The sequence below is a fragment of the Nocardia gipuzkoensis genome (genome assembly GCF_021183645.1).
In the GTDB taxonomy this organism is placed as follows: Bacteria; Actinomycetota; Actinomycetes; order Mycobacteriales; family Mycobacteriaceae; genus Nocardia; species Nocardia abscessus.
This window is the reverse complement of the sequence record NZ_CP089225.1, coordinates 849,494-869,436: the sequence shown is the minus strand read 5'-3', so window position 1 is coordinate 869,436 and position 19,943 is coordinate 849,494. Positions and strand designations below refer to the sequence as shown.

At 70.1% G+C, this 19,943-nt stretch carries 19 protein-coding genes; 10 read left to right on the top strand and 9 right to left on the bottom strand.

Going from position 1 to position 19,943, the window contains the following annotated elements; genetic code table 11:
* Window positions 1-180 precede the first annotated feature (180 nt).
* Together LTT66_RS37035 and LTT66_RS04050 are read left to right on the top strand one after the other, a co-directional pair.
* The gene (locus tag LTT66_RS37035; protein WP_269821995.1) at window positions 181-2,412 is read left to right on the top strand and encodes an Hsp70 family protein; all 2,232 of its coding nucleotides are present in this window, start codon (window positions 181-183) and stop codon (window positions 2,410-2,412) included.
* An 89-nt stretch (window positions 2,413-2,501) separates the two neighbouring features.
* Window positions 2,502-3,296: an HAD family hydrolase gene (locus tag LTT66_RS04050; RefSeq protein WP_233063941.1), complete on the top strand. Its 795-nt coding sequence runs from the start codon at window positions 2,502-2,504 to the stop codon at window positions 3,294-3,296.
* Between the two features lie 112 nt (window positions 3,297-3,408).
* On the opposite strand, the gene LTT66_RS04045 is transcribed toward LTT66_RS04050, so the two are convergent.
* On the bottom strand, window positions 3,409-3,825 hold the full coding sequence (locus tag LTT66_RS04045; protein WP_233063940.1) for a VOC family protein: 417 nt from the start codon (window positions 3,823-3,825) through the stop codon (window positions 3,409-3,411).
* 99 nt (window positions 3,826-3,924) lie between these two features.
* Here LTT66_RS04045 and LTT66_RS04040 point away from each other — a divergent pair, with 99 nt between their 5' ends.
* On the top strand, window positions 3,925-4,893 hold the full coding sequence (locus LTT66_RS04040; protein ID WP_233063937.1) for a helix-turn-helix transcriptional regulator: 969 nt from the start codon (window positions 3,925-3,927) through the stop codon (window positions 4,891-4,893).
* Between the two features lie 79 nt (window positions 4,894-4,972).
* Here LTT66_RS04040 and LTT66_RS04035 read toward each other — a convergent pair whose 3' ends face one another.
* Together LTT66_RS04035 and LTT66_RS04030 are read right to left on the bottom strand one after the other, a co-directional pair.
* Window positions 4,973-5,656: an SGNH/GDSL hydrolase family protein gene (locus tag LTT66_RS04035; RefSeq protein WP_233063935.1), complete on the bottom strand. Its 684-nt coding sequence runs from the start codon at window positions 5,654-5,656 to the stop codon at window positions 4,973-4,975.
* A gap of 9 nt (window positions 5,657-5,665) precedes the next feature.
* Window positions 5,666-7,075, bottom strand: a complete 1,410-nt coding sequence (locus LTT66_RS04030) for an MFS transporter (protein WP_233063933.1) — start codon at window positions 7,073-7,075, stop codon at window positions 5,666-5,668.
* 102 nt (window positions 7,076-7,177) lie between these two features.
* Here LTT66_RS04030 and LTT66_RS04025 point away from each other — a divergent pair, with 102 nt between their 5' ends.
* On the top strand, window positions 7,178-7,798 hold the full coding sequence (locus tag LTT66_RS04025) for a TetR/AcrR family transcriptional regulator (protein ID WP_233063930.1): 621 nt from the start codon (window positions 7,178-7,180) through the stop codon (window positions 7,796-7,798).
* A 150-nt stretch (window positions 7,799-7,948) separates the two neighbouring features.
* Here the strand turns inward: LTT66_RS04025 and LTT66_RS04020 are convergent, their stop codons facing one another.
* The 6 genes from LTT66_RS04020 to LTT66_RS37340 all read right to left on the bottom strand — a co-directional run bounded on the left by LTT66_RS04020 (window position 7,949) and on the right by LTT66_RS37340 (window position 13,827).
* Window positions 7,949-8,674: a sirohydrochlorin chelatase gene (locus tag LTT66_RS04020; protein WP_233068982.1), complete on the bottom strand. Its 726-nt coding sequence runs from the start codon at window positions 8,672-8,674 to the stop codon at window positions 7,949-7,951.
* Between the two features lie 139 nt (window positions 8,675-8,813).
* A complete protein-coding gene (locus LTT66_RS04015; RefSeq protein ID WP_181721294.1) occupies window positions 8,814-10,109 on the bottom strand; it encodes a sulfate adenylyltransferase subunit 1 in 1,296 nt (431 codons plus the stop codon).
* 1 nt (window position 10,110) lies between these two features.
* The gene (cysD, locus tag LTT66_RS04010; protein WP_181721293.1) at window positions 10,111-11,043 is read right to left on the bottom strand and encodes a sulfate adenylyltransferase subunit CysD; all 933 of its coding nucleotides are present in this window, start codon (window positions 11,041-11,043) and stop codon (window positions 10,111-10,113) included.
* A gap of 14 nt (window positions 11,044-11,057) precedes the next feature.
* On the bottom strand, window positions 11,058-11,774 hold the full coding sequence (locus tag LTT66_RS04005; protein WP_181721292.1) for a phosphoadenylyl-sulfate reductase: 717 nt from the start codon (window positions 11,772-11,774) through the stop codon (window positions 11,058-11,060).
* 20 nt (window positions 11,775-11,794) lie between these two features.
* Entirely contained in the window at window positions 11,795-13,609 is a 1,815-nt protein-coding gene (locus tag LTT66_RS04000) for a nitrite/sulfite reductase (RefSeq protein ID WP_269821994.1), read from the bottom strand.
* Between the two features lie 125 nt (window positions 13,610-13,734).
* On the bottom strand, window positions 13,735-13,827 hold the full coding sequence (locus LTT66_RS37340) for an Ms4527A family Cys-rich leader peptide (protein WP_369122979.1): 93 nt from the start codon (window positions 13,825-13,827) through the stop codon (window positions 13,735-13,737).
* A 212-nt stretch (window positions 13,828-14,039) separates the two neighbouring features.
* Here LTT66_RS37340 and LTT66_RS03995 point away from each other — a divergent pair, with 212 nt between their 5' ends.
* From LTT66_RS03995 to hrcA, 6 genes are all read left to right on the top strand, one after another.
* Window positions 14,040-14,447 (top strand): SgcJ/EcaC family oxidoreductase, encoded by a 408-nt coding sequence (locus tag LTT66_RS03995; RefSeq protein ID WP_233063929.1) that lies wholly within the window; start codon window positions 14,040-14,042, stop codon window positions 14,445-14,447.
* Between the two features lie 189 nt (window positions 14,448-14,636).
* Complete coding sequence (hemW, locus tag LTT66_RS03990; RefSeq protein WP_233063927.1) at window positions 14,637-15,845, top strand: radical SAM family heme chaperone HemW; 1,209 nt, start codon at window positions 14,637-14,639, stop codon at window positions 15,843-15,845.
* A 221-nt stretch (window positions 15,846-16,066) separates the two neighbouring features.
* On the top strand, window positions 16,067-16,282 hold the full coding sequence (locus LTT66_RS03985; protein ID WP_195036007.1) for a hypothetical protein: 216 nt from the start codon (window positions 16,067-16,069) through the stop codon (window positions 16,280-16,282).
* A gap of 717 nt (window positions 16,283-16,999) precedes the next feature.
* Window positions 17,000-17,821: an alpha/beta fold hydrolase gene (locus LTT66_RS03980; protein WP_233063922.1), complete on the top strand. Its 822-nt coding sequence runs from the start codon at window positions 17,000-17,002 to the stop codon at window positions 17,819-17,821.
* Between the two features lie 16 nt (window positions 17,822-17,837).
* Window positions 17,838-18,641 (top strand): alpha/beta fold hydrolase, encoded by an 804-nt coding sequence (locus LTT66_RS03975; RefSeq protein WP_233063919.1) that lies wholly within the window; start codon window positions 17,838-17,840, stop codon window positions 18,639-18,641.
* 247 nt (window positions 18,642-18,888) lie between these two features.
* Window positions 18,889-19,920, top strand: coding sequence for a heat-inducible transcriptional repressor HrcA (hrcA, locus tag LTT66_RS03970; protein WP_043688743.1), 1,032 nt, complete (start codon window positions 18,889-18,891; stop codon window positions 19,918-19,920).
* Window positions 19,921-19,943 lie beyond the last annotated feature (23 nt).

Here is a 19,943-nt window from a genome sequence, read left to right as displayed (position 1 = left end):
TTGTGGCGTCCTATCGAACTCTTCGTATCAATTGCGCATCCGTGTGGACGCGAAACAGCTAACCTGTGGTGGCTGTTTGGAAGACGACCGCGGCCACCGGAAGATCCGTGTGATGGACGTGGTCACGGTGCGTTGACGGGATAGCGAATGACTACAGGTCTGGGTTTCAGCATCGGTGCAGTGAACTCCGTGACGGCTTCGGTCAGTGCGGAACGACCACGCCCGGCGGTGCGGTCTCGGCGCACCGCGGTGACCTTCGACAGCGCGGGCGGACTACGCCTCGGCGGGATCGCGCAATTCAGCACGGCGATCACGGATTTCGCGGACCTGGGCCGGGATCCGGACACGGTGATCGTCGGCGGCCGCATCTGGTCGCCGGCCAATCTCGTCGCGGCGGTGGTCAACGAGCTGCGGGCGGTCGAGCCGGAGGCTGCCCAGGCCGGTGTCGTGACCACCTACCCGGCAACGTATTCCGATAAGCAGGTCGCGTTGCTGCGCCAGGCGCTCGACCTATCCGGGGGCGGCGACGTGCACCTGGTCCCCGAACCCGTCGCTGCCGCGGAATGGCTGGAGCACGAGCACGGCCCGCTGCGGACCGGCTTCGTGCTGGTCTACGACCTCGGCGGCACCAGCCTCGACGTGAGCATCGTGCGCGTCGGCCCCGACTGGGACAACCATCCGATGATCGGGAAGCCGGTACGCTCCTACGACTTCGGCGGCAGGCCGCTGGGATCGATGATCGCTCGGTACGCCCCCGACGCGTCGGCCGCGTCCGCGGGACTGTCGATGACGTCGATCGTCGACATCGACGGGTTGCGCGTCACCCATGTACAGGACTCGCTCCCACTGGTCCGCGACTGCGTGCGTGCGGCGGACATCACCCTGTCCGATATCGGCTGCGTCCTGCTGGTGGGCGGCGCATCGCGTCCCGCCGAAGTGGCACGCGCTCTCGCCGAACTCGGTCGGCCCGTCGTGATCTCGTCGGACCCCGGCCAGACCGTCGCCGCCGGGGCCGCTCTCATGGCGGCGCGCACCATGGCGCTCGGCGCGTCGGGTGAACGCGCCGTGGCGCCCCGCGTCGCGGTGTTCTCCAGCGCGGCAGTGGTCTCCGCGGTCGCGATGTCGGCGGTGACCGTGTTCGGCGGCCCTACCGTGCCGGAGCTGTCACCGATGCTCGAGCGCCTCCCGGACCTCGCGGCGCCGAGCGACAGCCTGCTGGTCGACGTCGGAAGCGAGCGTCTCGCCGACGCGTGGTCCTGGATGTCCGCGCCGACCACACGGAACTCGGGCCGGGCATTGCCCGCGTTCCTCGCGCAACGGACCTCCGCCTACACCCGATTCATCACGCCGGCTCCGCGCAGCGCCGGTTACGGTCCTTCGATGGCCGAGTCGCAGCTCGGCTCGCACCCGCGAAACTGCTGCGCCCCGCGCGGATCGCGCTACGGGGGGTATGGCGATCCCGCCTACTTCGTGAACCCACTGCCGTTCGGCCCGGTCATGCGTCCCGCACCCGCAGACATCGCGCAGCCGCCCGGTGGAGGCGGGCCATCGACCCCCGGCCAGCCGGGTCTGCCGCTGCCCGGGCAGGGGACCGGATTGCCCGCGCAACCGCCCGCACCGGGCCAGATTCCGGCTCCCGGCGCCGGGACGCCGCCGGTGGGGACGCCGGGCTCGACCGTCCCCGCACCGCAGAATGGTTCGACGCCCGCGGAGACCGGTCCGGGTTCCGGTGGGACTGCGCCGGGGAACTCGCCGGGCGGTCCGTCGAACGGCACGTCCGGCTCGACGGGTGCCGGTGCGGCATCGGGTGAGCACGGCGGCTCCCCCGGCACGAGTTCGTCAGGCGATTCCTCTCCTGGAGGTACCGGGGGATCGTCGTCCGGAGAGGGCGAGGGAACCTCCTCCAGCGGAACGTCGTCCGGAGGGAGCTCCAGCGGTGGGACCGCGTCCACCGGTGGTTCTACGAGTGATTCTTCCGCGAACGGGTCGTCCGATCACTCGGCCGGTGGGTCCACCGGTGGGTCGTCGGGTGGCAACTCCTCGACGCATGGTTCGTCGCCGGGTGGTTCGGGTGGCAACTCCTCGTCACATGGTTCGTCGGGTGGTTCGGCGGGCAACTCCTCGTCGCACGGTTCGTCGGGTGGTTCGGGTGGCAACCCCTCATCGCATGGTTCGTCCTCGGGTGGTTCGGCCGGTAATTCGTCGTCGGGTGGCTCGTCCCCGACCGGTGGCTCCGCATCTGGCGGGCGCGCGGGCGGCGCGTCGTCGCCGGGTGGGAACTCCTCGGGCGCTTCGTCGTCCAGCGGCTCACGGGGCCGGTCCGGCTCGGTCGGGGGCTCGTCGGCAGGCGGGTCGTCCGCGGGTGGCGCCGGAGGTGCGGGCGGCGCCGGAGGCGGAGCCCGCGGCCGGTAGCGGCCGACGGTGAATTGTCCGGCCCGCGTGCGGGTCTCGCGGCCCCGGATTCGCTGACGGGTGCCGCGCCATCGATGCACAATGGGCTGATGGCCTCCGGGGGTCCCCAGCTGATCGCGCTGGACGTGGATGGGACGCTGCTGGATACGGGAACACCGGTCAGTACGCGGGTGGTCGCGGCGGTGCGCGCGGCCGTGGCGGCGGGTGCGCATGTCGTGGTGACGACGGGTCGCACGCTGCTCACCACCCGTCCCGTGCTCACCGAACTCGGTCTGTCCGAGGGACATGCGCTGTGCTCGAACGGCGCCGTGCAGATCGACGTGGCCCGAGGGGAGCCGGTCGCGATCCAGTCCTTCGATCCCGCACCGGCGATCACCGCGTTACGCGCGCTGTTTCCCGCGATGATCTTCGCCGTGGAGAAGGTCGGCGTCGGCACCTGGGCCACCGGAGCCGGTCCCGGCGAATACTCCCTCGGCGAGTACCTGCTCGTCGACCACCACGTGTTGAGCAGCGAACCGACCCCGCGCCTGAACGGCTGGTGGCCGGACGGTTCACTGGAGGAGATGTTGCGAGCGCTGCGCTCCCTGCGCGTGCCGGGGGCGAGCTGGGTGCACGGCGAATTCGGGCCGTGGGTCACCGTTTCCCGGCAGGGCGTGTCCAAGGGGTGGGCCCTGGAACAACTGCGCATCGCCCTCGGTGTGCCGGACGAAGCGACGCTGGCCATCGGCGACGGATACAACGATCGTGAGATGCTGCGCTGGGCGGCGCATTCGGTCGCCATGGCCAACGCGCCCGCCGATATTCGCGACCTCGCCGACGAAGTGACCGGCCACGTCCTCGAGGACGGCGTCGCCACAGTGCTGGAGCGCTGGTTCCGGCCCTGAAGAATCGCGAGCCGAGGGCCGGCGCCGCCTGGCCGCGTGGCAGGTTTCCGCTGTGCGGCACGGCGTCGGGGCTCATCGGCTTCGCCCGACGCCGCGCCGTCCCCGCTTCCGGTTACGCGGGACCGGTTTTGGCGAGGACTTCCAGGTAGTGCGGATTCGACATGAGACCGAGAACGTTGCCGAACGGGTCGACCACGGCGGCGGTGACGAAGCCGCCCTCGCCGCCGTTTCCCCTGGGGGTGACGGGGTCGTAGACCGTCGCGCCGAGTTCCAGCAGCCGGTCGAATGTCGCCTGCAGGTCGTCCACGTGCCAGTTGACGATCGCGCCGCCGGGTGCGTTGTGCGCGCCCGCCGGTGCGTAGGCGCGGTTCACGATGCCGAATTCGTGCTGGTAATCGCCGATGCGGAACTCGTAGTAGCCGCCCGCGACGTGGTAGTAGGGCTCAATGCCGAAGAACTGCGTGTACCAGTCCTTGGCGGCCTCCAGGTCGTCGGCGTAGAAGGTGCTCGTCGCCATTCCGCGCAACATGGTGGTTCTCCTTCGAGTTGTCGTCTCTGGTGCTTGTAGAACCATCATCCGAGTCAAAGTGCGCACCGAATGAGCACTTTCCGCGGCAGAATTGTGCCCATGCGAGCGGACCGATTGGTGGCGATCCTGCTGATGATGCAGACCCGTGGCCGGGTGACGGCCGCGCAGGTCGCCACGGAACTGGAGACCTCGGTGGCCACCGCGCGCCGGGATCTCGAGGCCCTCTCCGCCGCTGGTGTGCCGGTGTATCCGCAGCCGGGACGCGGCGGGGGATGGTCGCTGGTCGGCGGTGCGCGCACCGATCTGAGCGGGCTGACGGCGGGGGAGGCGCGGGCGTTGTTCCTGCTGGCAGGTCCCTCCGCGGGTGCGGTGCCGGAGGCGAGATCGGCGCTGCGCAAGCTGGTCAGGGCGCTGCCGCAGACTTTCCGTGGCGACGCGCAGGCAGCCGCCGACGCCGTGGTGATCGACCCGGCGCGCTGGGGTGCGACCGATCGCGAGCTGCCGCCGGTGGTGGCGTTGCTGCAACGAGCTGTCGTGCAGCGCAACAAGGTGCGGCTGCGCTATGCGAACCGCACCGGCGAGCGGTCCGAACGTCTCGTGGATCCCTGGGGCCTGGTGGACAAGGACGCCGTCTGGTACCTGGTCGCCGGAACCGAGCGGGGGCAGCGGACGTTTCGCGTCGACCGGATCTCCGAGGCGTCGCTCACCGACGAACCGGCCCACCGCCCGGACGATTTCGATCTCGCCGCCGCCTGGGCGAGGGTGGTGGAGGAGATGGAGCAGCGGCGGGCGACCACCGCCGCCACCGTATTGATCTCCGAACGCCTGTTGCCGATCCTGCGTGACCAGCAGGGCAGGAACTGCGTCGTGGACGGCCCCGCCGACGACGGTCGCGTCCGAGTCCGCGTCACCGCCCCGACCGCCTGGATGCTCGCCCAGCAGCTGGCCGGTTGGGGCGGCTCCATCGAGGTCCTCGGTCCGCCCGAGGTCCGCGCCGAACTGGCCCGCCTCGGCGCCGAACTGCTCGAACGCTATGGACCGGACAGTGGGCCCGGCGCGACATTCTGATCCGGTGCGGTCGGGGGCGGACATCGGTCGTGATGCGGTGGAGGCACCCCCCGCCGGTGCCTCCACCACGCCGGTCCGGTCAGCGCCGCGCGGGCACGTGCTCGGCCAACGTACGCACCATGTCCGAGGCGAGGACGGCGTGCCCGCTCATGCTGAAGTGGATCAGGTCGGCGCTCATCAGATCGGGGCGCAGGCGCAGCGGGTGGTCCCAGAGTTCGAGCAGCAGCGCGTCGTAGCGGCCGGCCAGCTCACGGACCAAGTCGTTGAGCGCGGCCATCCGCTCGCGCATCGGACGCATCGGCGCCATGCGCTCGACTTCCCAGACGTCGGCCAGGGTGAAGGTGACGATCTGCGCTCCCGTGCGGGCCAGCGTCCCGAACAGTGTGTCCAGATTGGCTCGTAACTCGGCGGGATCACCGCCGGGCAGGAACAGATCGTTGCCGCCGCAGCTGAGATGCACCAGGTCGGGCCGGAATTCGAGCACCGACGGCAGCTGCTCGGCGAGAACCTGGGCGGAGGTGGCGCCGATCCGGCCGGTGTTCAGGTAGGCCAGGCCCGGGCGCACCGCGGTGAGCACGGCGGCGACGCGGTCGGCCCAGCCCACCGGTTCGTAACCCGGGCTCGGATCGCCGACGCCCTGCGCGATGGAGTCGCCGAGCACCGCGTAGCGCTGCCACGGGGCATCGGCGAGCAGGCGTCGCTGTTCGGCAGGAGGCAGCAGCAGGGGATCGTTGGCTTCGGTGCGGATGACGTTGTCGCTCATGATGTTTCCCTAGCTGTCGATGGAGAAGGAGGGGGTGCGGGCGGGCAAGGCGGCAAGGCATGCGGACACGGCGGCGATGCCCGCGCACACGGCGAAGAGGGTGTGGAACGCGCCGAGCGGATCGTCCGTCCGCGCCGCGAACACGGCGGCGAGAACGGCCACGCCGAGCGCACCGCCCACCTGCCGCGCCGTCAGATTCATGCCGGTCCCGGCGGCGAACTGCTGCGGTGGCAGGGAACTGGCGGCTGCGGTGCCCAGCACCGTGACGACGAACCCGATGCCGCCACCGCCGAGCACGCCGGCCGGAATCCAGGCCGACCACAGGGCGGGAGTGGAACCGAAGGCATCCGTGCTCATCCACACGGTGCACGCCACGAACATCAGCGCCCCGAGCACACCGAGCCATCGCCTGACCGTGGGCGAGCCGACCCGTCCCGCCACGGTGGCCGTCACCATCGAGGCCACCGCGCCGATGGTCATCGCGCCCGCCGAGCCGAGCACCGAGTAGCCCCAGATCGTGTCCAGGAACAGCGGTCCCGCCAGCAACCAGGCGAACATGGCGGCGCCGAAGACGAACGAGGTCGCGTTGGCCAGCGCGTACGACCTGCTACGCCAGAGGTCCACGGCGACGGCGGGATCGTGGTGCCGCGCCGAACGCGCCAGTGCGGCGACGACCAGCAGTCCGCCACCGATCAGGGCGGCCAGGGTCCCCGCCGAGGTCCAGCCCCAGCGCTGCCCCTCGGTGACGCCCGCGACCAGTCCGCCGAGACCCAGTGCCACCGCGACGGTGCCGATCGGGTCCGGTAGCGCGCCGCCGGAAGGGCGAGCGTCCGCCGGAATACGGGTCGCCGCCGCGATGAGCAGCAGCGCCACCGGCACGTTGATCACGAAAACCGCCCGCCAGTCGAATCCTTCGACCAGCGCGCCACCGAGCGCGGGACCGACCACGGCGGCGAACCCGCCCGAGGCCGACCACGCCCCGATGGCCGCGCCGATCTTCTCGCGCGGCGTGGCGGCGAGTACCGAGCCGAGAGCGGACGGGACCATCAGCGCCGCCGTCGCGCCTTGCAGTATCCGGCCTGCGACGAGCCAGCCCGCCGTAGGCGCGAGACCGCACAGCAGGGAGGTGAGGGCGAAACCGGCGAGCGCGCCGAGGAACAGCCTGCGCCGCCCGAGCGTGTCGGCGAAGCGGCCGGCCGGCGTGAGCAGCGCGGCGAAAGCGACCGCATATCCGCTGACGACCCAGGTCAGCGTGGTAGTGGCCGTGCCGGGGAAGTCCCGGGCGATCGAGGGGAAGGCGATGTTGACGACCGAGAGGTCGAGGAAGGCGATGAACGCCGCACCGCAGGCGATCAGCAAGGTGCGGGTAGCCGCGGTCGCGGTCGGCGGGCTGTCGAGCCGCACGGACGCGTCGGTCATGGGAAGTCCTTCGGAGCAGGGAAACAAAACACACGATCGTTCGTTCAGTTAAACTACGACCATACGTTCGTATGTGCAACAGCGGAGTGAAAGAATGAGGTCATGAGCGAGTCCGTCACCACAGGCCGGTCGTACGACACCGATCAGCGGTTGGCCAAAGGCGCCCGAGCGCGGGCGTCGATCGCCCGCCGCGCCGCCGACGTGGCGTCCGTCGAAGGGCTCAACGGCCTCAGCATCGGCCGGTTGGCCACCGATCTGGGCCTGAGCAAGAGCGGCATCGCCACGCTCTTCGGCAGCAAGGAGAGTTTGCAGCTCGCGGCGGTGAAGTGCGCGCGGCAGGTTTTCATCGATGAAGTCATCACCCCGAGCCGGGGCGAACCCGCCGGACTCCCGCGCCTGCGCGCCCTGGTCGAGCGCTGGTTCGGTCAGGTGGCCCACCCGGCCTTTCCCGGCGGGTGCTTCCGCGTCGCGACCCTCGCCGAGTTCGACAGCAAGCCGGGACCGGTGCGCGATGCCATCGCCCAGGATCGCCGAGACTGGCTCACCTTCCTGGTCGAGGAGATTCGCCGCGCGCAGGACCAGGGCCATTTCGGTGCACGCAGCGCCGAAGCGGTCGCCTTCGAACTGGACGCGGTGATCGCCGCGGCGCACACCGCCCGGCAGATGGGGGACGATCGGGGCGTCGCCACCGCCCGCGCCATAATCGACGACCTGCTCGGCTGAACCGCGACAGCCGGGCGATGGTCGCCACGGCCCGGCCGATCTATCGGGGTCGATCCGACGCCGTCGGCGTCCACGATGTGCGGCCGGATGGTGCCGGTGGGCGTGCGGGGCTTTCGATCGGCACCGCAGCCGACGAGGAGAGCACTCCGGTCAGGCCGAAAGGGCGCGCGTCTCCTCGATCGCCGCGTGATAACGATCCAGGACGACCTGGGTGAGTGCCGGATGCGCGCCGAGGACCTCGGCGTGGATCGCCTGCGGCGCCGCGTGGGCCAGGCGATCGGTCAGCAGACCGGGTGCGAGGAACCAGGGGGCCACCAGTACCTGGTCCGCACCGCGGGCGCGCAGCCGCGAAACCGCCTCGGCCACCGACGGTTCGGTGGTCGCGAAGCAGATCTCGGTGCGCCAGCCGGTGCGGGTCGCGAGCCGGGTGGCGACCTCGGCGGTGCGGGCGTTGGCCGCGGCCGACGACGAGCCGACCGCCGCGACCGCGACGCCGAGGCGACGACCCGCCGAGGCGTGCCCGCCACCAGCGGCGAGGACACGGTCGCGTAGAGCGCCGATCAGCCCGGCGTCGGCGCCGAGCACGTCGGCCTGGGTCAGGTGCAGACCGAGCCGGCGGCTGCGGGCGGCGGCGAGCAGGCCGGGCAGGTCGACCCTGGCATGGAAGGCGCTGCCGAGCAGCAGCGGTGTCACCACCGCGTGCGTATGTCCGTCGGCGGCAACGGCGTCCACGACCTGTTCGACCGACGGAGCGGTGAGATCGAGGAACGCCGTCCGGACATCGAGGTCTGGCCGCGCGGCCGCGAGAGCGCCGACCACCTCCGCGACGGTCGCCGCCGAGCGCGGATCACGACTGCCGTGCGCTACCGCGATCAGCGCGGGTGGCGGCGCCGTAGTCGCACCGAACGCGGCCGCGCGGTGACCGGCTCCTGATGTCGCGCAGCCCGAACGACCCACCGAAGCGCTCGCGCGCAGGACCGGCGGGGTATCGAAACGGGCTCGCGACACGGTCACGTCAGGCTCCGGTGCCGACCTCGACGGCGGTCAGCACGTCGCCGACCAGACCGGCCGCCAGCGTATTGCCACCGGCCGGGTCGATCAGCAGGAAGCTGCCGGTGTACCGGTTCACCCGGTAGTCGTCGGCCGCGATCGGCTCGGCGAGCCGCACCGAGATGCGCCCGATGTCGTTGAGTTCCAGCGACTCCGGGTTCGGATCGGCGACCAGGCGTTGCTCATCGAAGCGCTCCAGCAGCGCGCCGACGATCGCCTGGGTGGTCCGGGTGCCGTGCTTGAGCAGCAATCGCGCGCCGGGCCGCAGCGGCTTGTCGCCCAGCCAGCACACGGTGGCGTCGAAGGTGTCGACCGGCTCCGGCGCGTCGGCGGTCGAGGCGATGATGTCGCCGCGGGAGACGTCGACGTCATCGACCAGGATCAAGGTGACGCTGCGCCCGGTCTGCGCCACCGCGAGTTCGCCGTCGGGGGTGTCGATCCGCTCGACGGTCGTGCGGACACCCGAGGGCAGCACCACGACCTCGTCGCCCGGAGCGACCGTGCCCGCCGCGATCTGCCCGGCGTACCCCCGGTAGTCCGGGTGTTCGGCGGTGCGCGGCCGGATCACGTACTGCACCGGGAACCGCAGGCCCAGCGCGTGATTGCCGGTGCTGTCGGCGTCGACCGGCACCGATTCCAGGTGCTCGATCAGCGAGGGGCCGTCGTAGTAGGGGGTGTTGTCCGACCGGGTGGCGATGTTGTCGCCGTGCAGCGCCGAGACCGGGATCTCCAGCACGTCCTCGCTCGACCAGCCCAGAGTGCTGGTGAGTTCGCTGAACTCCGCGGAGATGGCGGCGAACACACCGGCCGCGTCGTCCACCAGATCGATCTTGTTCACCGCGAGCACCAGCTTCGGCACACCCAGCAGCGCGAGCACGGCGGCATGCCTGCGGGTCTGCTCGATGACGCCCTTGCGCGCGTCGACGAGCAGGATCACCAGCTGCGCGGTGGACGCGCCGGACACGGTGTTGCGGGTGTACTGCACGTGCCCGGGGGTGTCCGCGAGCACGAAAGAGCGCCGCGGAGTGGCGAAGTAGCGATAGGCGACATCGATGGTGATGCCCTGTTCGCGTTCCGCGCGCAACCCGTCCACGAGCAGCGAGAGATCCGGGGTGGCGAGACCTTTGTCCACCGACGCGCGAGTGACGGCGTCGATCTGGTCGGCCAGAACGGATTTCGTGTCGTAGAGCAGGCGTCCGACCAGAGTGGACTTGCCGTCGTCGACAGAACCGGCGGTGGCCAGCCTCAATAGGTCGGACATGTCAGAAATAACCCTCTCGTTTGCGGTCTTCCATCGCGGCTTCGGAAACCCGGTCGTCGCCGCGGGTCGCGCCGCGTTCGGTCAATCGGGACGCGGCGACCTCGGCGAGGATCGCCTCGTTGTCGGCGGCGTCGGAGAGCACGGCGCCGGTGGAGGATCCGTCGCCCACGGTGCGATAGCGCACCGACCGGGTCTGGAGCACCTCGCCGTCGCGCGGGCCGCCCCACACGCCGGGCGTCATCCACATGCCGTCGCGCTGGTACACCGGACGCTCGTGCGCGTAGTAGATGCTCGCCAGATCGATGTCCTCGCGGGCGATGTAGCGCCAGATGTCGAGCTCGGTCCAGTTGCTCAGTGGGAACACGCGCACGTGCTCGCCCGGCGCGTGCCGCCCGTTGTAGAGATTCCACAGCTCGGGACGCTGGCGCTTCGGGTCCCACTGACCGAAGGCGTTGCGCAGCGAGAAGATCCGCTCCTTGGCGCGCGAGCGCTCCTCGTCGCGGCGGCCGCCGCCGAACACGGCGTCGAACCGGTGCTCGCTGATCGCGTCCAGCAGCGGGACGGTCTGCAGCGGGTTGCGGATACCGTCGGGGCGCTCGGTGAGCCTGCCGTCGGCCAGGTAGTCCTCCACCTTCGCCACGTGCAGGCGCAGGCCGTAGCGCTCGACCACTTTGTCCCGGAACTCCAGCACCTCGGGCAGGTTGTGCCCGGTGTCCACGTGCAGCAGCGCGAACGGCAGCGGCGCGGGCCAGAACGCCTTGAGCGCCAGATGCAGCAGCACAGTGGAGTCCTTGCCGCCGGAGAAAAGGATCACCGGCCGCTCGAACTCGCCCGCCACCTCGCGGAAGATGTGGATCGCCTCGGACTCCAGCGCGGCGAGGGTGTCGAATTCGCTGATGCCGAGCGAACGCTCGCCTCGGATGGTTTCGGTCATGCTGTGTCCTCCGGTCATGCTGTGTGCAATCCGCATTCGGTCTTGGCGAGCCCGGCCCAGCGGCCGCTGCGCGGATCGGATCCCGGCTCCGGCTTCCGTGTGCACGGTGCGCAGCCGATCGACGGATACCCCTCCTCGACCAGGGGATTGACGAGGATGCCGTGCTTTTCGATGTAGTCCTGCATCTCGTCGTCGGACCACGGGGCGATCGGATTGATCTTCACCAGTCCGAATGCCTCGTCGAACGAGATCAGCGGCGCGTTCGCCCTGGTCGGCGCCTCCACGCGGCGAATGCCGGTGACCCAGGCGTTGTATCCCGCCAGCGACTTCTGCAACGGGAGGACCTTGCGCAACCGGCAGCACTCGTTCGGCTCACGCGCGAACAGATCCTTGCCCAGTAGCTGATCCTGTTCGGCCACCGTGTGTTCCGGCCGGACGTTGACCACGTTCACCCCGTACACGGCCTCCACCGCGTCCCGGGTGCCGATGGTCTCGGCGAAGTGGTAGCCGGTGTCCAGGAACAGCACGTCCACGCCGGCCCGGATGCCCGCGGCCAGGTGCACCAGCACCCCGTCCTGCATGTTGGAGGCCACGATGTAGTTCGTGCCGAAGGTGTCCTCGGTCCACTGCAGGAGTTCGGTCGCCGAGGCGCCGTCCAGCTCGGCGGCGCCGCGCGCGGCGATGGCGCGGAGCTCGTCCTCGGACAGCTTTTCCGCGAGTTCGGTTGTCACAGTTGATCTCCCGTCGACACTTATCTCAGGTCGGCCTCGTCGGCGCGGACCGCCCACTGGGCGAACCGTTCGCCGTCCGCACGGTGCTTGACGAAATTGCGCACCACCCGCTCGACGTAGTCGCCGAGTTCCTGAGTGGTCACTTTGTGCTGGCGCAGCTTGCGTCCGAAGGCGCTGTCGAAGCCGAGGCTGCCACCCAGGTGAACCTGGAAGCCCTCCACCTGATTCCCGTCGCCGTCGTCGACCAGCTGACCCTTGAATCCGATGTCGGCGATCTGGGAACGGGCGCAGGAGTTGGGGCAACCGTTGATGTTGATCGTGATCGGAACGTCCAGCTGCGCGTTCAGATCCGCCAGCCGCTCCTCCAGTTCCGGCACCAGCGCCTGGGACCGCTTGCGAGTCTCGGCGAAGGAGAGCTTGCAGAACTCGATGCCGGTGCAGGCCATCAGATTGCGCCGCCACAGCGAGGGCCGCGCCTGAAGGCCGAGGGGCTCCAGCTCGTCGATCAGCGTGTCGACCTTGTCGTCGGGAACATCGAGCACGATCAGTTTCTGATACGGGGTGAACCGGATGCGATCGGAGCCGATCCGCTCGACCGCCGCGGCGACCTCGGTCAGAACGGTGCCCGAGACCCGGCCCGCGATGGGGGAGAAACCGACGGCGTTGAGCCCGTTGCGCAGCCGCTGCACGCCGACGTGGTCGATCGGCTTGGTCGGCTGCTCCGGCGCGGGGCCGTCGATCAGCTTGCGCTTCAGGTACTCGTCTTCCAGCACCTGGCGGAACTTCTCGATGCCCCAGTCCTTGATCAGGAACTTCAGGCGCGCTTTGGTGCGCAGGCGGCGGTAGCCGTAGTCGCGGAACACCGACACGACGGCCTCCCAGACGTCGGGCACCTCGTCCAGCGGCACCCAGACGCCCACCCGCTTGGCGAGCATGGGGTTGGTGGACAGGCCGCCGCCGACCCACAGGTCCAGACCGGGGCCGTGCTCGGGGTGCACCACACCGACGAAGGCGACGTCGTTGATCTCGTGCACCACGTCCTGCTGGCCGGAGATCGCGGTCTTGAACTTGCGCGGCAGGTTGGAGTACTCCTTCTTGCCGATGTAGCGGCGCACGATCTCATCGATCGCGGGCGTGGGGTCGATGATCTCGTTCAGCGACTCTCCCGCCAGCGGGGAGCCGAGCACCACGCGCGGGCAGTCGCCGCACGCCTCGGTGGTCTTCAAGCCGACCGCCTCGATCCGCTTCCAGATCTCGGGGACGTTCTCCACCTCGATCCAGTGGTACTGCACGTTCTCGCGATCGGACAGATCGGCGGTGTCGCGGGCGAACTCGGTGGAGATCTGGCCGAGCGTGCGCAGCTGGGCGACGTTCAGCGCGCCGCCGTCGCAGCGGACGCGCATCATGAAGTACTTGGCCTCGAGCAGGTCGATGTTCTCGTCGCCGGTCCAGCTGCCGTCGTAGCCCTGCTCACGCTGGGTGTACAGACCCCACCAGCGGAACCGGCCGCGCAGGTCGCCCTTGTCGATGCCGTCGAATCCGGTCTTCGAGTAGATGTTCTCGATCCGGGCGCGGACGTTGAGCGGATTGTCGTCCTTCTTGGACTGCTCGTTCGGGTTCAGCGGCTCGCGGTAGCCCAGCGCCCACTGGCCCTCGGCCTTGCGGCGCACGGGCTTGCCGGTACGCACGCGCGGTCCGGTGGAGGTCGCCTCGGGACGCGGGCGGTCCGGGCGGACGCGGCGTTCGGAGGCCGGGCGTTCGGTGCGCGCGCGGTGGCCCGGCTGGGATTCGGGCGTGGGCTGATCGGTCGGACCGGCGTCGGTGCTCGACGTCATGGGGTCGCTCCTGCGGGGTGGGTGGTACATCCTGCTGAGGGCGCGAGGGGCTGACTCACGCCTGCGGTGTCAGCGGGCCGATGAAGTCGGGATCGCCGGGGATTCCGGGGATCGGGCGCGCTGAGCTACCGGAGGGAACCGGGCAGACAGCAGGCGCTGCAGACGCGCTTGTAATCGACGTGGCGACGTGCCACAAGTCGTACTCCCAAAGCGCGCATGCGGCCTATTGTGCCACGTCAGCGATGGCCTTCCGACCCCGCATTCGGTATTTCCCGCTGATTGGCGGGAAATCCCCTGGACTACGGACCAGGTTTGTGACGGCAGTCATAGTAAGGAGGCCGAAAGAGGGGGTGATACGGCCGCCTCGGCGGGTGTGACGCCTCGCACGCCGCTTGACCTCGAGCGCGGTCGAGGTAGCACGCTCGGCGCTATGAGTACCACAGTTGCCGACACCGCCGCCGAGATCGAGGCCATCCGCGCGGTCGTCGCGCGCGTCCAGCACATCCAGCAGAACGAACTGGTCGACGAATTCGCCGCGCTGTTCCGGGCGGACGCGATCTGGACCACCGGCCACGGCAAACGCCTCTTCGGACGCGCCGCCATCGCCGAGTTCACCGCCCAGGTGCTGCCGGGAGCGAGTGCGCACGGCACGGCGACCTACGAGATCGAGCACATCCTGTTCATTCGCCCGGATGTGGCCGCGGTCAAGGTGCGCCAGCGCTATTTCACCCCGGAGGGCGCCTTGGACAGCGAAGGCACCCCCATGTACGTGATGTCCAAGGAGGACGGCCGCTGGTTGCTCACCGCCAACCAGAACACCCCCGTGCTGGCGGACTGAAGCCGCCGTCGTTCGCCCCGCCGGCCTCTCGGGCCTGCGATCGGAGAGGCCGCCGGGTGTCCTGAGCCCACGATCCCGCCGGTCGCAGGCGCGCCGCGCGGCATGATCGGAACCAACGATCCGGGGTCGGCCGGGGCGCTGCGGAGTCCCGGGCGTCGGCGCGCATCCGGCGGCGTTCACACTGGACCTGTGAGTTCTTCCGCCGCGTCTGCCAGCACCGACACCTCCGCGCCGGTGCTGCGCGATTTCGGCGCCGGGCCGTTCGGGATCTACGTGCACGTGCCGTTCTGCGCTACGCGCTGCGGTTACTGCGACTTCAACACCTACACCGCGGGCGAACTCGGCACGTCGGCCTCGCCGCAGTCATGGCTGGCGGCATTGCGGGGGGAGCTGGCCACCGCCGCGCGGGAGTTCGCCGCGTTGCCGAGCGCTACGCCCGAGGTCGCCACCGTCTTCGTCGGCGGAGGGACGCCCTCACTGCTCGGCGGCGACGGGCTCGCCGCGGTGCTGGACGCCGTGCGCGCCGAGTTCATCCTCGCCGCGGGAGCCGAGGTCACCACGGAATCCAATCCGGAATCCACCTCGCCCGAATTCTTCGAGCGCATCCGGGCGGCCGGATTCACCAGGGTGTCGCTGGGCATGCAGTCCGCCGCGCAGCACGTCTTGCGGGTGCTCGATCGCACGCACACCCCGGGCCGCGCGGTGGCCGCCGCGCGAGAGGCGCGCGCCGCCGGCTTCGACCACGTCAACCTGGACCTGATCTACGGGACGCCGGGCGAGCGGGACGCCGACCTGGACGCCAGCCTGGACGCGGTGCTCGGCGCGGGCGTCGACCACGTCTCGGCCTACTCGCTGATCGTGGAGGACGGCACCGCGCTGGCCCGGCGGGTGCGCCGCGGCGAACTGCCGGCGCCGGACGACGACGTGCTCGCCGCCCGCTACGAGCGCATCGACGCGCGCCTGCGTTCGGCGGGGCTCGGCTGGTACGAAGTGTCGAACTGGGCGGCGGACGACGCCGCGGTCTGCAGGCACAACCTCGGCTACTGGGACGGCGGTGACTGGCTCGGCGCCGGGCCGGGTGCGCACAGTCATGTCGGCGGCGTGCGGTGGTGGAACGTGAAGCACCCCGCGCGGTACGCGGATCGAGTCGGTGCGGGCGGGTTGCCCGCCGCGGGCTGGGAGGCGCTCAGCGCGGACGAGCGCTACCTGGAGCGGGTCATGCTCGCCGTCCGGCTGCGCAGCGGCCTGCCCCTGGCCGAGCTGACGTCCTCCGCCACGCCCGCGATCGACCGCGTGATCGCCGACGGCCTCGCCGTGCGTTCGCCCGGCGATCGGCTCGTGCTCACCGACCGCGGCCGCCTCCTCGCCGACGGCGTCGTGCGCGAACTGCTCGGATGATCCACCCGGCGCGCTCCAGACGAAGCGGTCCGACCTGGCGATTCGGGCACGACCACCCCGGAAATCGCACTCGCGCAACCCGTAACGCGGGCGGTCCCGCGCCCGGCCGGGCGGGCCCGACCCGAGCCCGCGGCTGCGGTGGTTCCGCGAACCGCGCCTCCGATTCCGGTAACGCGGCGCCGAACGGCCGCGTAGTCTGCGACCAACCCCCAAGGAGACCAATGGCGTCGGCACGGCACATCACCCTTATCCATGAACCGGGCGAATTCGCGGAGGCGCGAGCGGCGGAGAAAGCGGAGAATGCGCGCCAGTGCGCCGTCGCCGCCCGCACCGTGGCCAGCTACGCGCAGAACGCCACCGACTGCGAGTCGCTGCTGGCGATGCTCGGCCTCGACGCCCTCGCGGGCAAGCAGGCGAGAACCCCAGATCGCGGCTGACCGCTACGGCTCGTCCGTGGCGAGCGCGATCCCGCGCCATTCCCGGGGCGAGAGTCCGTAGGCGGTGTGAAAGCGCCGGATCGCCGCACACCTGTTCCAGCCGCTGGCTGATGATCCACTGTTCGAGGCTGTATTCCGCGTTCGCGCAAACCTTGTACAGCTGCCGGACCGACATGGTGTGCGCTTTGGCGATCTGTGCGGCGCCGAGGCCGGGGTCGGCCAGGTCGCGCCGGACGTAGGCGCGAATCCGGGACCGCAGCATGTCGGCGGTCGGCGCGACGGAGCTGTTGCCATTGTCGCTGTCCGCCGACAACAGCAGGCCCCCGGATCAATTCGATGCCGGTGCAGCCGGACAGCGCGGCCGCCGGCCGGCGCTGAGTGTGTCGGCGTCGGCGGTCAGCTGGGCGATGTGACCGGCCACTAGCCGGTAGCGCGGGCTGTCCTGCACCCTGGTCGCGGCCTGACTGATCGGGTCCGCGGGCAGGCCGAGCACTGAAAGTCGTTTTTCCGGTGGTTGCCCGTAATACGCTGTCGAACGGCGATCGACACAGAACGATCGCGGTTCGCCGTAGGAGGCAGGGTTGAAGCGACGTCCGATGGTATTCATGCACGGCCCCGGAGGCGTCACAGTCGTATTGCTCTGAGATTGCTGGCGAGCACTCCTTCGTGCTGCCCGGCGAGCCGTAGTCCGATCCATCCAGAGCGAAGGGAACCGTCATGCCGACGATCACCACCACCGATGGCGTCGAGATCTACTACAAGGACTGGGGTTCGGGGCGTCCCGTGGTGTTCAGCCACGGCTGGCCGCTGAACGGGGACGCCTGGGAAAACCAGATGAACCTCGTCGCGAGCCACGGCTGTCGGGCCATCGCGCACGACCGGCGGGCACACGGCCGCTCCAGCGACGTGTGGGACGGGCACGACATGGACCACTACGCCGACGATCTCGCCGCGTTGCTGAACGAGCTGGACATCACGGACGCGATTCTGGTCGGGCACTCGACCGGTGGCGGCGAAGTGGCCAGATACCTGTCCAGGCACGGCACCACGCGGGTCGCGAAGGCCGTGCTGCTGGGCGCGGTGCCGCCGTTGATGCTGAAGACCGGCGCCAATCCGGAAGGGACGCCGATCGAGGCGTTCGACGACATCCGCGCGGGCGTGGCCGCTGATCGGTCGCAGTTCTGGAGGGACCTGTCGGTCCCGTTCTACGGCGCCGACCGCACGGAATCGAAGGTCTCTCAGGGACTGCGGGACCACTTCTGGCTGATGGGCATGCAGGTGGGGCTCAAAGCCGCGCTGGACTGCGTCAAGGCGTTCTCCGAGACCGACTTCACCGCCGAGCTGCCGAGCATCGATATCCCGGTGCTGGTCGCGCACGGCGACGACGACCAGATCGTGCCGCTCGCCGCCGCGGGCGCCAAGACGGCGAAGTTGCTACCGCGAGCACAGCTGAAGGTGTATCCCGGCGCTCCGCACGGACTTTGTGGCGACTACGAGAAGGCGTTCAACGCCGATCTGCTCGACTTCGTGAAGAGCTGAGGAGGACAGCCATCCGATGACGAACAAACGCAACCTGCGCGGCGCATGGGCGGCGCTCGCCGTCGTACTCGCCGCCACCGTCTCGGCCGGGCCCGCACAGGCGCAGGCGCTGCCGACCATCGTGCTCGTGCACGGCGCCTTCGCCGACACCACCAGCTGGGACGGCGTCGCCGCCGTGCTGCGCGAACAGGGCTATCGCGTGGTGACGCCGGAGAACCCACTGCGCGGACCTGCCTACGACGCCGCGGCCGTGCAGCGCACGCTGGACACGATCAGCGGTCCGGTCGTGCTGGCGGGGCACTCCTACGGTGGTTTCGTGATCAGCAACGTGCGCGATCCGAAGGTCGAGTCCCTGGTCTACGTCGCCGCTTTCGCACCGGTGCAAGGCGAGGTGGCCCAGTCGGCGCTCGACCCGATCCGCTTTCCGGGCAGCCAGTTGCTGCCGCCCGCGCTACAGGTGAAAGTCGTCGACGACGCCACGGGCGTCGCCGGGAAGAACGTGGACGGCTACGTCGCTCCCGACAGTTTCAACGCCGTCTTCGCCCAGGACGTCGGTCCGGCGACCGCGGCCGACATGATCGCCCATCAGCACTCCATCGCCGTGAAGGCCAATCTCGAACCGTCCGGGCCGCCCTCGTGGTCCGGCACCCCGAGCTGGTATCTGGTCTCGGGAGCCGACCGGGTGATCCCCCCGTCCTCCCAGCGCTTCATGGCCCAGCGGATGGGGGCGCTGACCAGCGAGATCGACGCCTCGCACGCCTCGCTGGTCTCCCGGCCCGACGCCGTGGCCGCAGTGGTCCGAGCCGCCGCTGCGCGCTGACCGCCGCACCAGGCGGGACGTGATCGTGGGTCCGCCGACCGCACGGTCACGTCCCGCTCGGCGGTTTCCGGGCCGGTGGGTGGCGGTCCTGCCGCCGTCACCGGGAGCGTTGCGGGCGAGCGATTCGGCTTTCGACATTTAGACTGGATAACGAGACGAACCGTGATTCGCCCGCGTTGGCTCGTGGGCGCGGGGCGTGCGCGCCGGGTACGGCGCGACCGGAGACGCAAGCGAGGAGGTGGGGCCGATGTCGAGCACCGAGGATCGGCGCTTCGAGGTCCTGCGCGCGATCGTCGCGGACTATGTCGCGACCAAGGAGCCGATCGGGTCGAAGACGCTGGTCGAGCGGCATAATCTGGGTGTTTCCAGCGCGACGGTACGCAACGACATGGCGGTGCTCGAGGCCGAGGGTTACATCACACAGCCGCACACCAGCTCCGGCCGCATTCCCACCGACAAGGGCTATCGGCAGTTCGTGGACCGGATCTCCGAGGTGAAGCCGCTGTCGCCGGCGGAGCGCAGGGCGATCATGGAGTTCCTGGAGTCCGGCGTCGACCTCGACGACGTGCTGCGCCGCGGCGTCCGCTTGCTGGCCCAGCTGACCAGGCAGGTCGCGGTGGTGCAGTACCCCACGGTGTCGGCGTCCACGGTGCGGCACATCGAGGTGGTGGCCCTCAATCCCGCGCGCCTGCTGCTGGTGGTGATCACCGACACCGGCCGGGTCGACCAGCGTCTGGTGGAACTCGGCGCGGTGATCGACGACGAGGATCTGGCCGCGCTGCGCGGCATGCTCGGCGGGGCGATGGACGGCAAACGGCTGGCCATGGCCTCGGCGGCAGTCGCGGAACTGCCCGAGCACGCGCCGGTGCGGCTGCGCGACGTGCTGGTGCGGGTGTCCACGGTGCTGGTGGAGACGCTGGTGGAGCATCCGGAGGAGCGGTTGGTGCTCGGCGGCACCGCCAACCTGACCCGCAACGTCGCCGACTTCGGCTTCCCCGGTTCGCTGCGCGCCGTCCTGGAGGCGCTGGAGGAGCAGGTGATCGTGCTCAAGTTGCTGGCCGCGGCGCAGCAGCCGGGAACGGTCACGGTGCGTATCGGCGAGGAGACGCAGGTCGAGCAGATGCGCGGCGCCTCGGTGGTGTCGACCGGCTACGGCGCGGCGGGTGCGGTGCTCGGCGGTATGGGGGTGCTCGGCCCGACGCGGATGGACTACCCGGGCACGATCGCCTCGGTGGCGGCCGTGGCCCGCTATATCGGCGAGGTCCTCGCCGAGCGCTGAGGCGGAAACCCGGTCGGCGACGC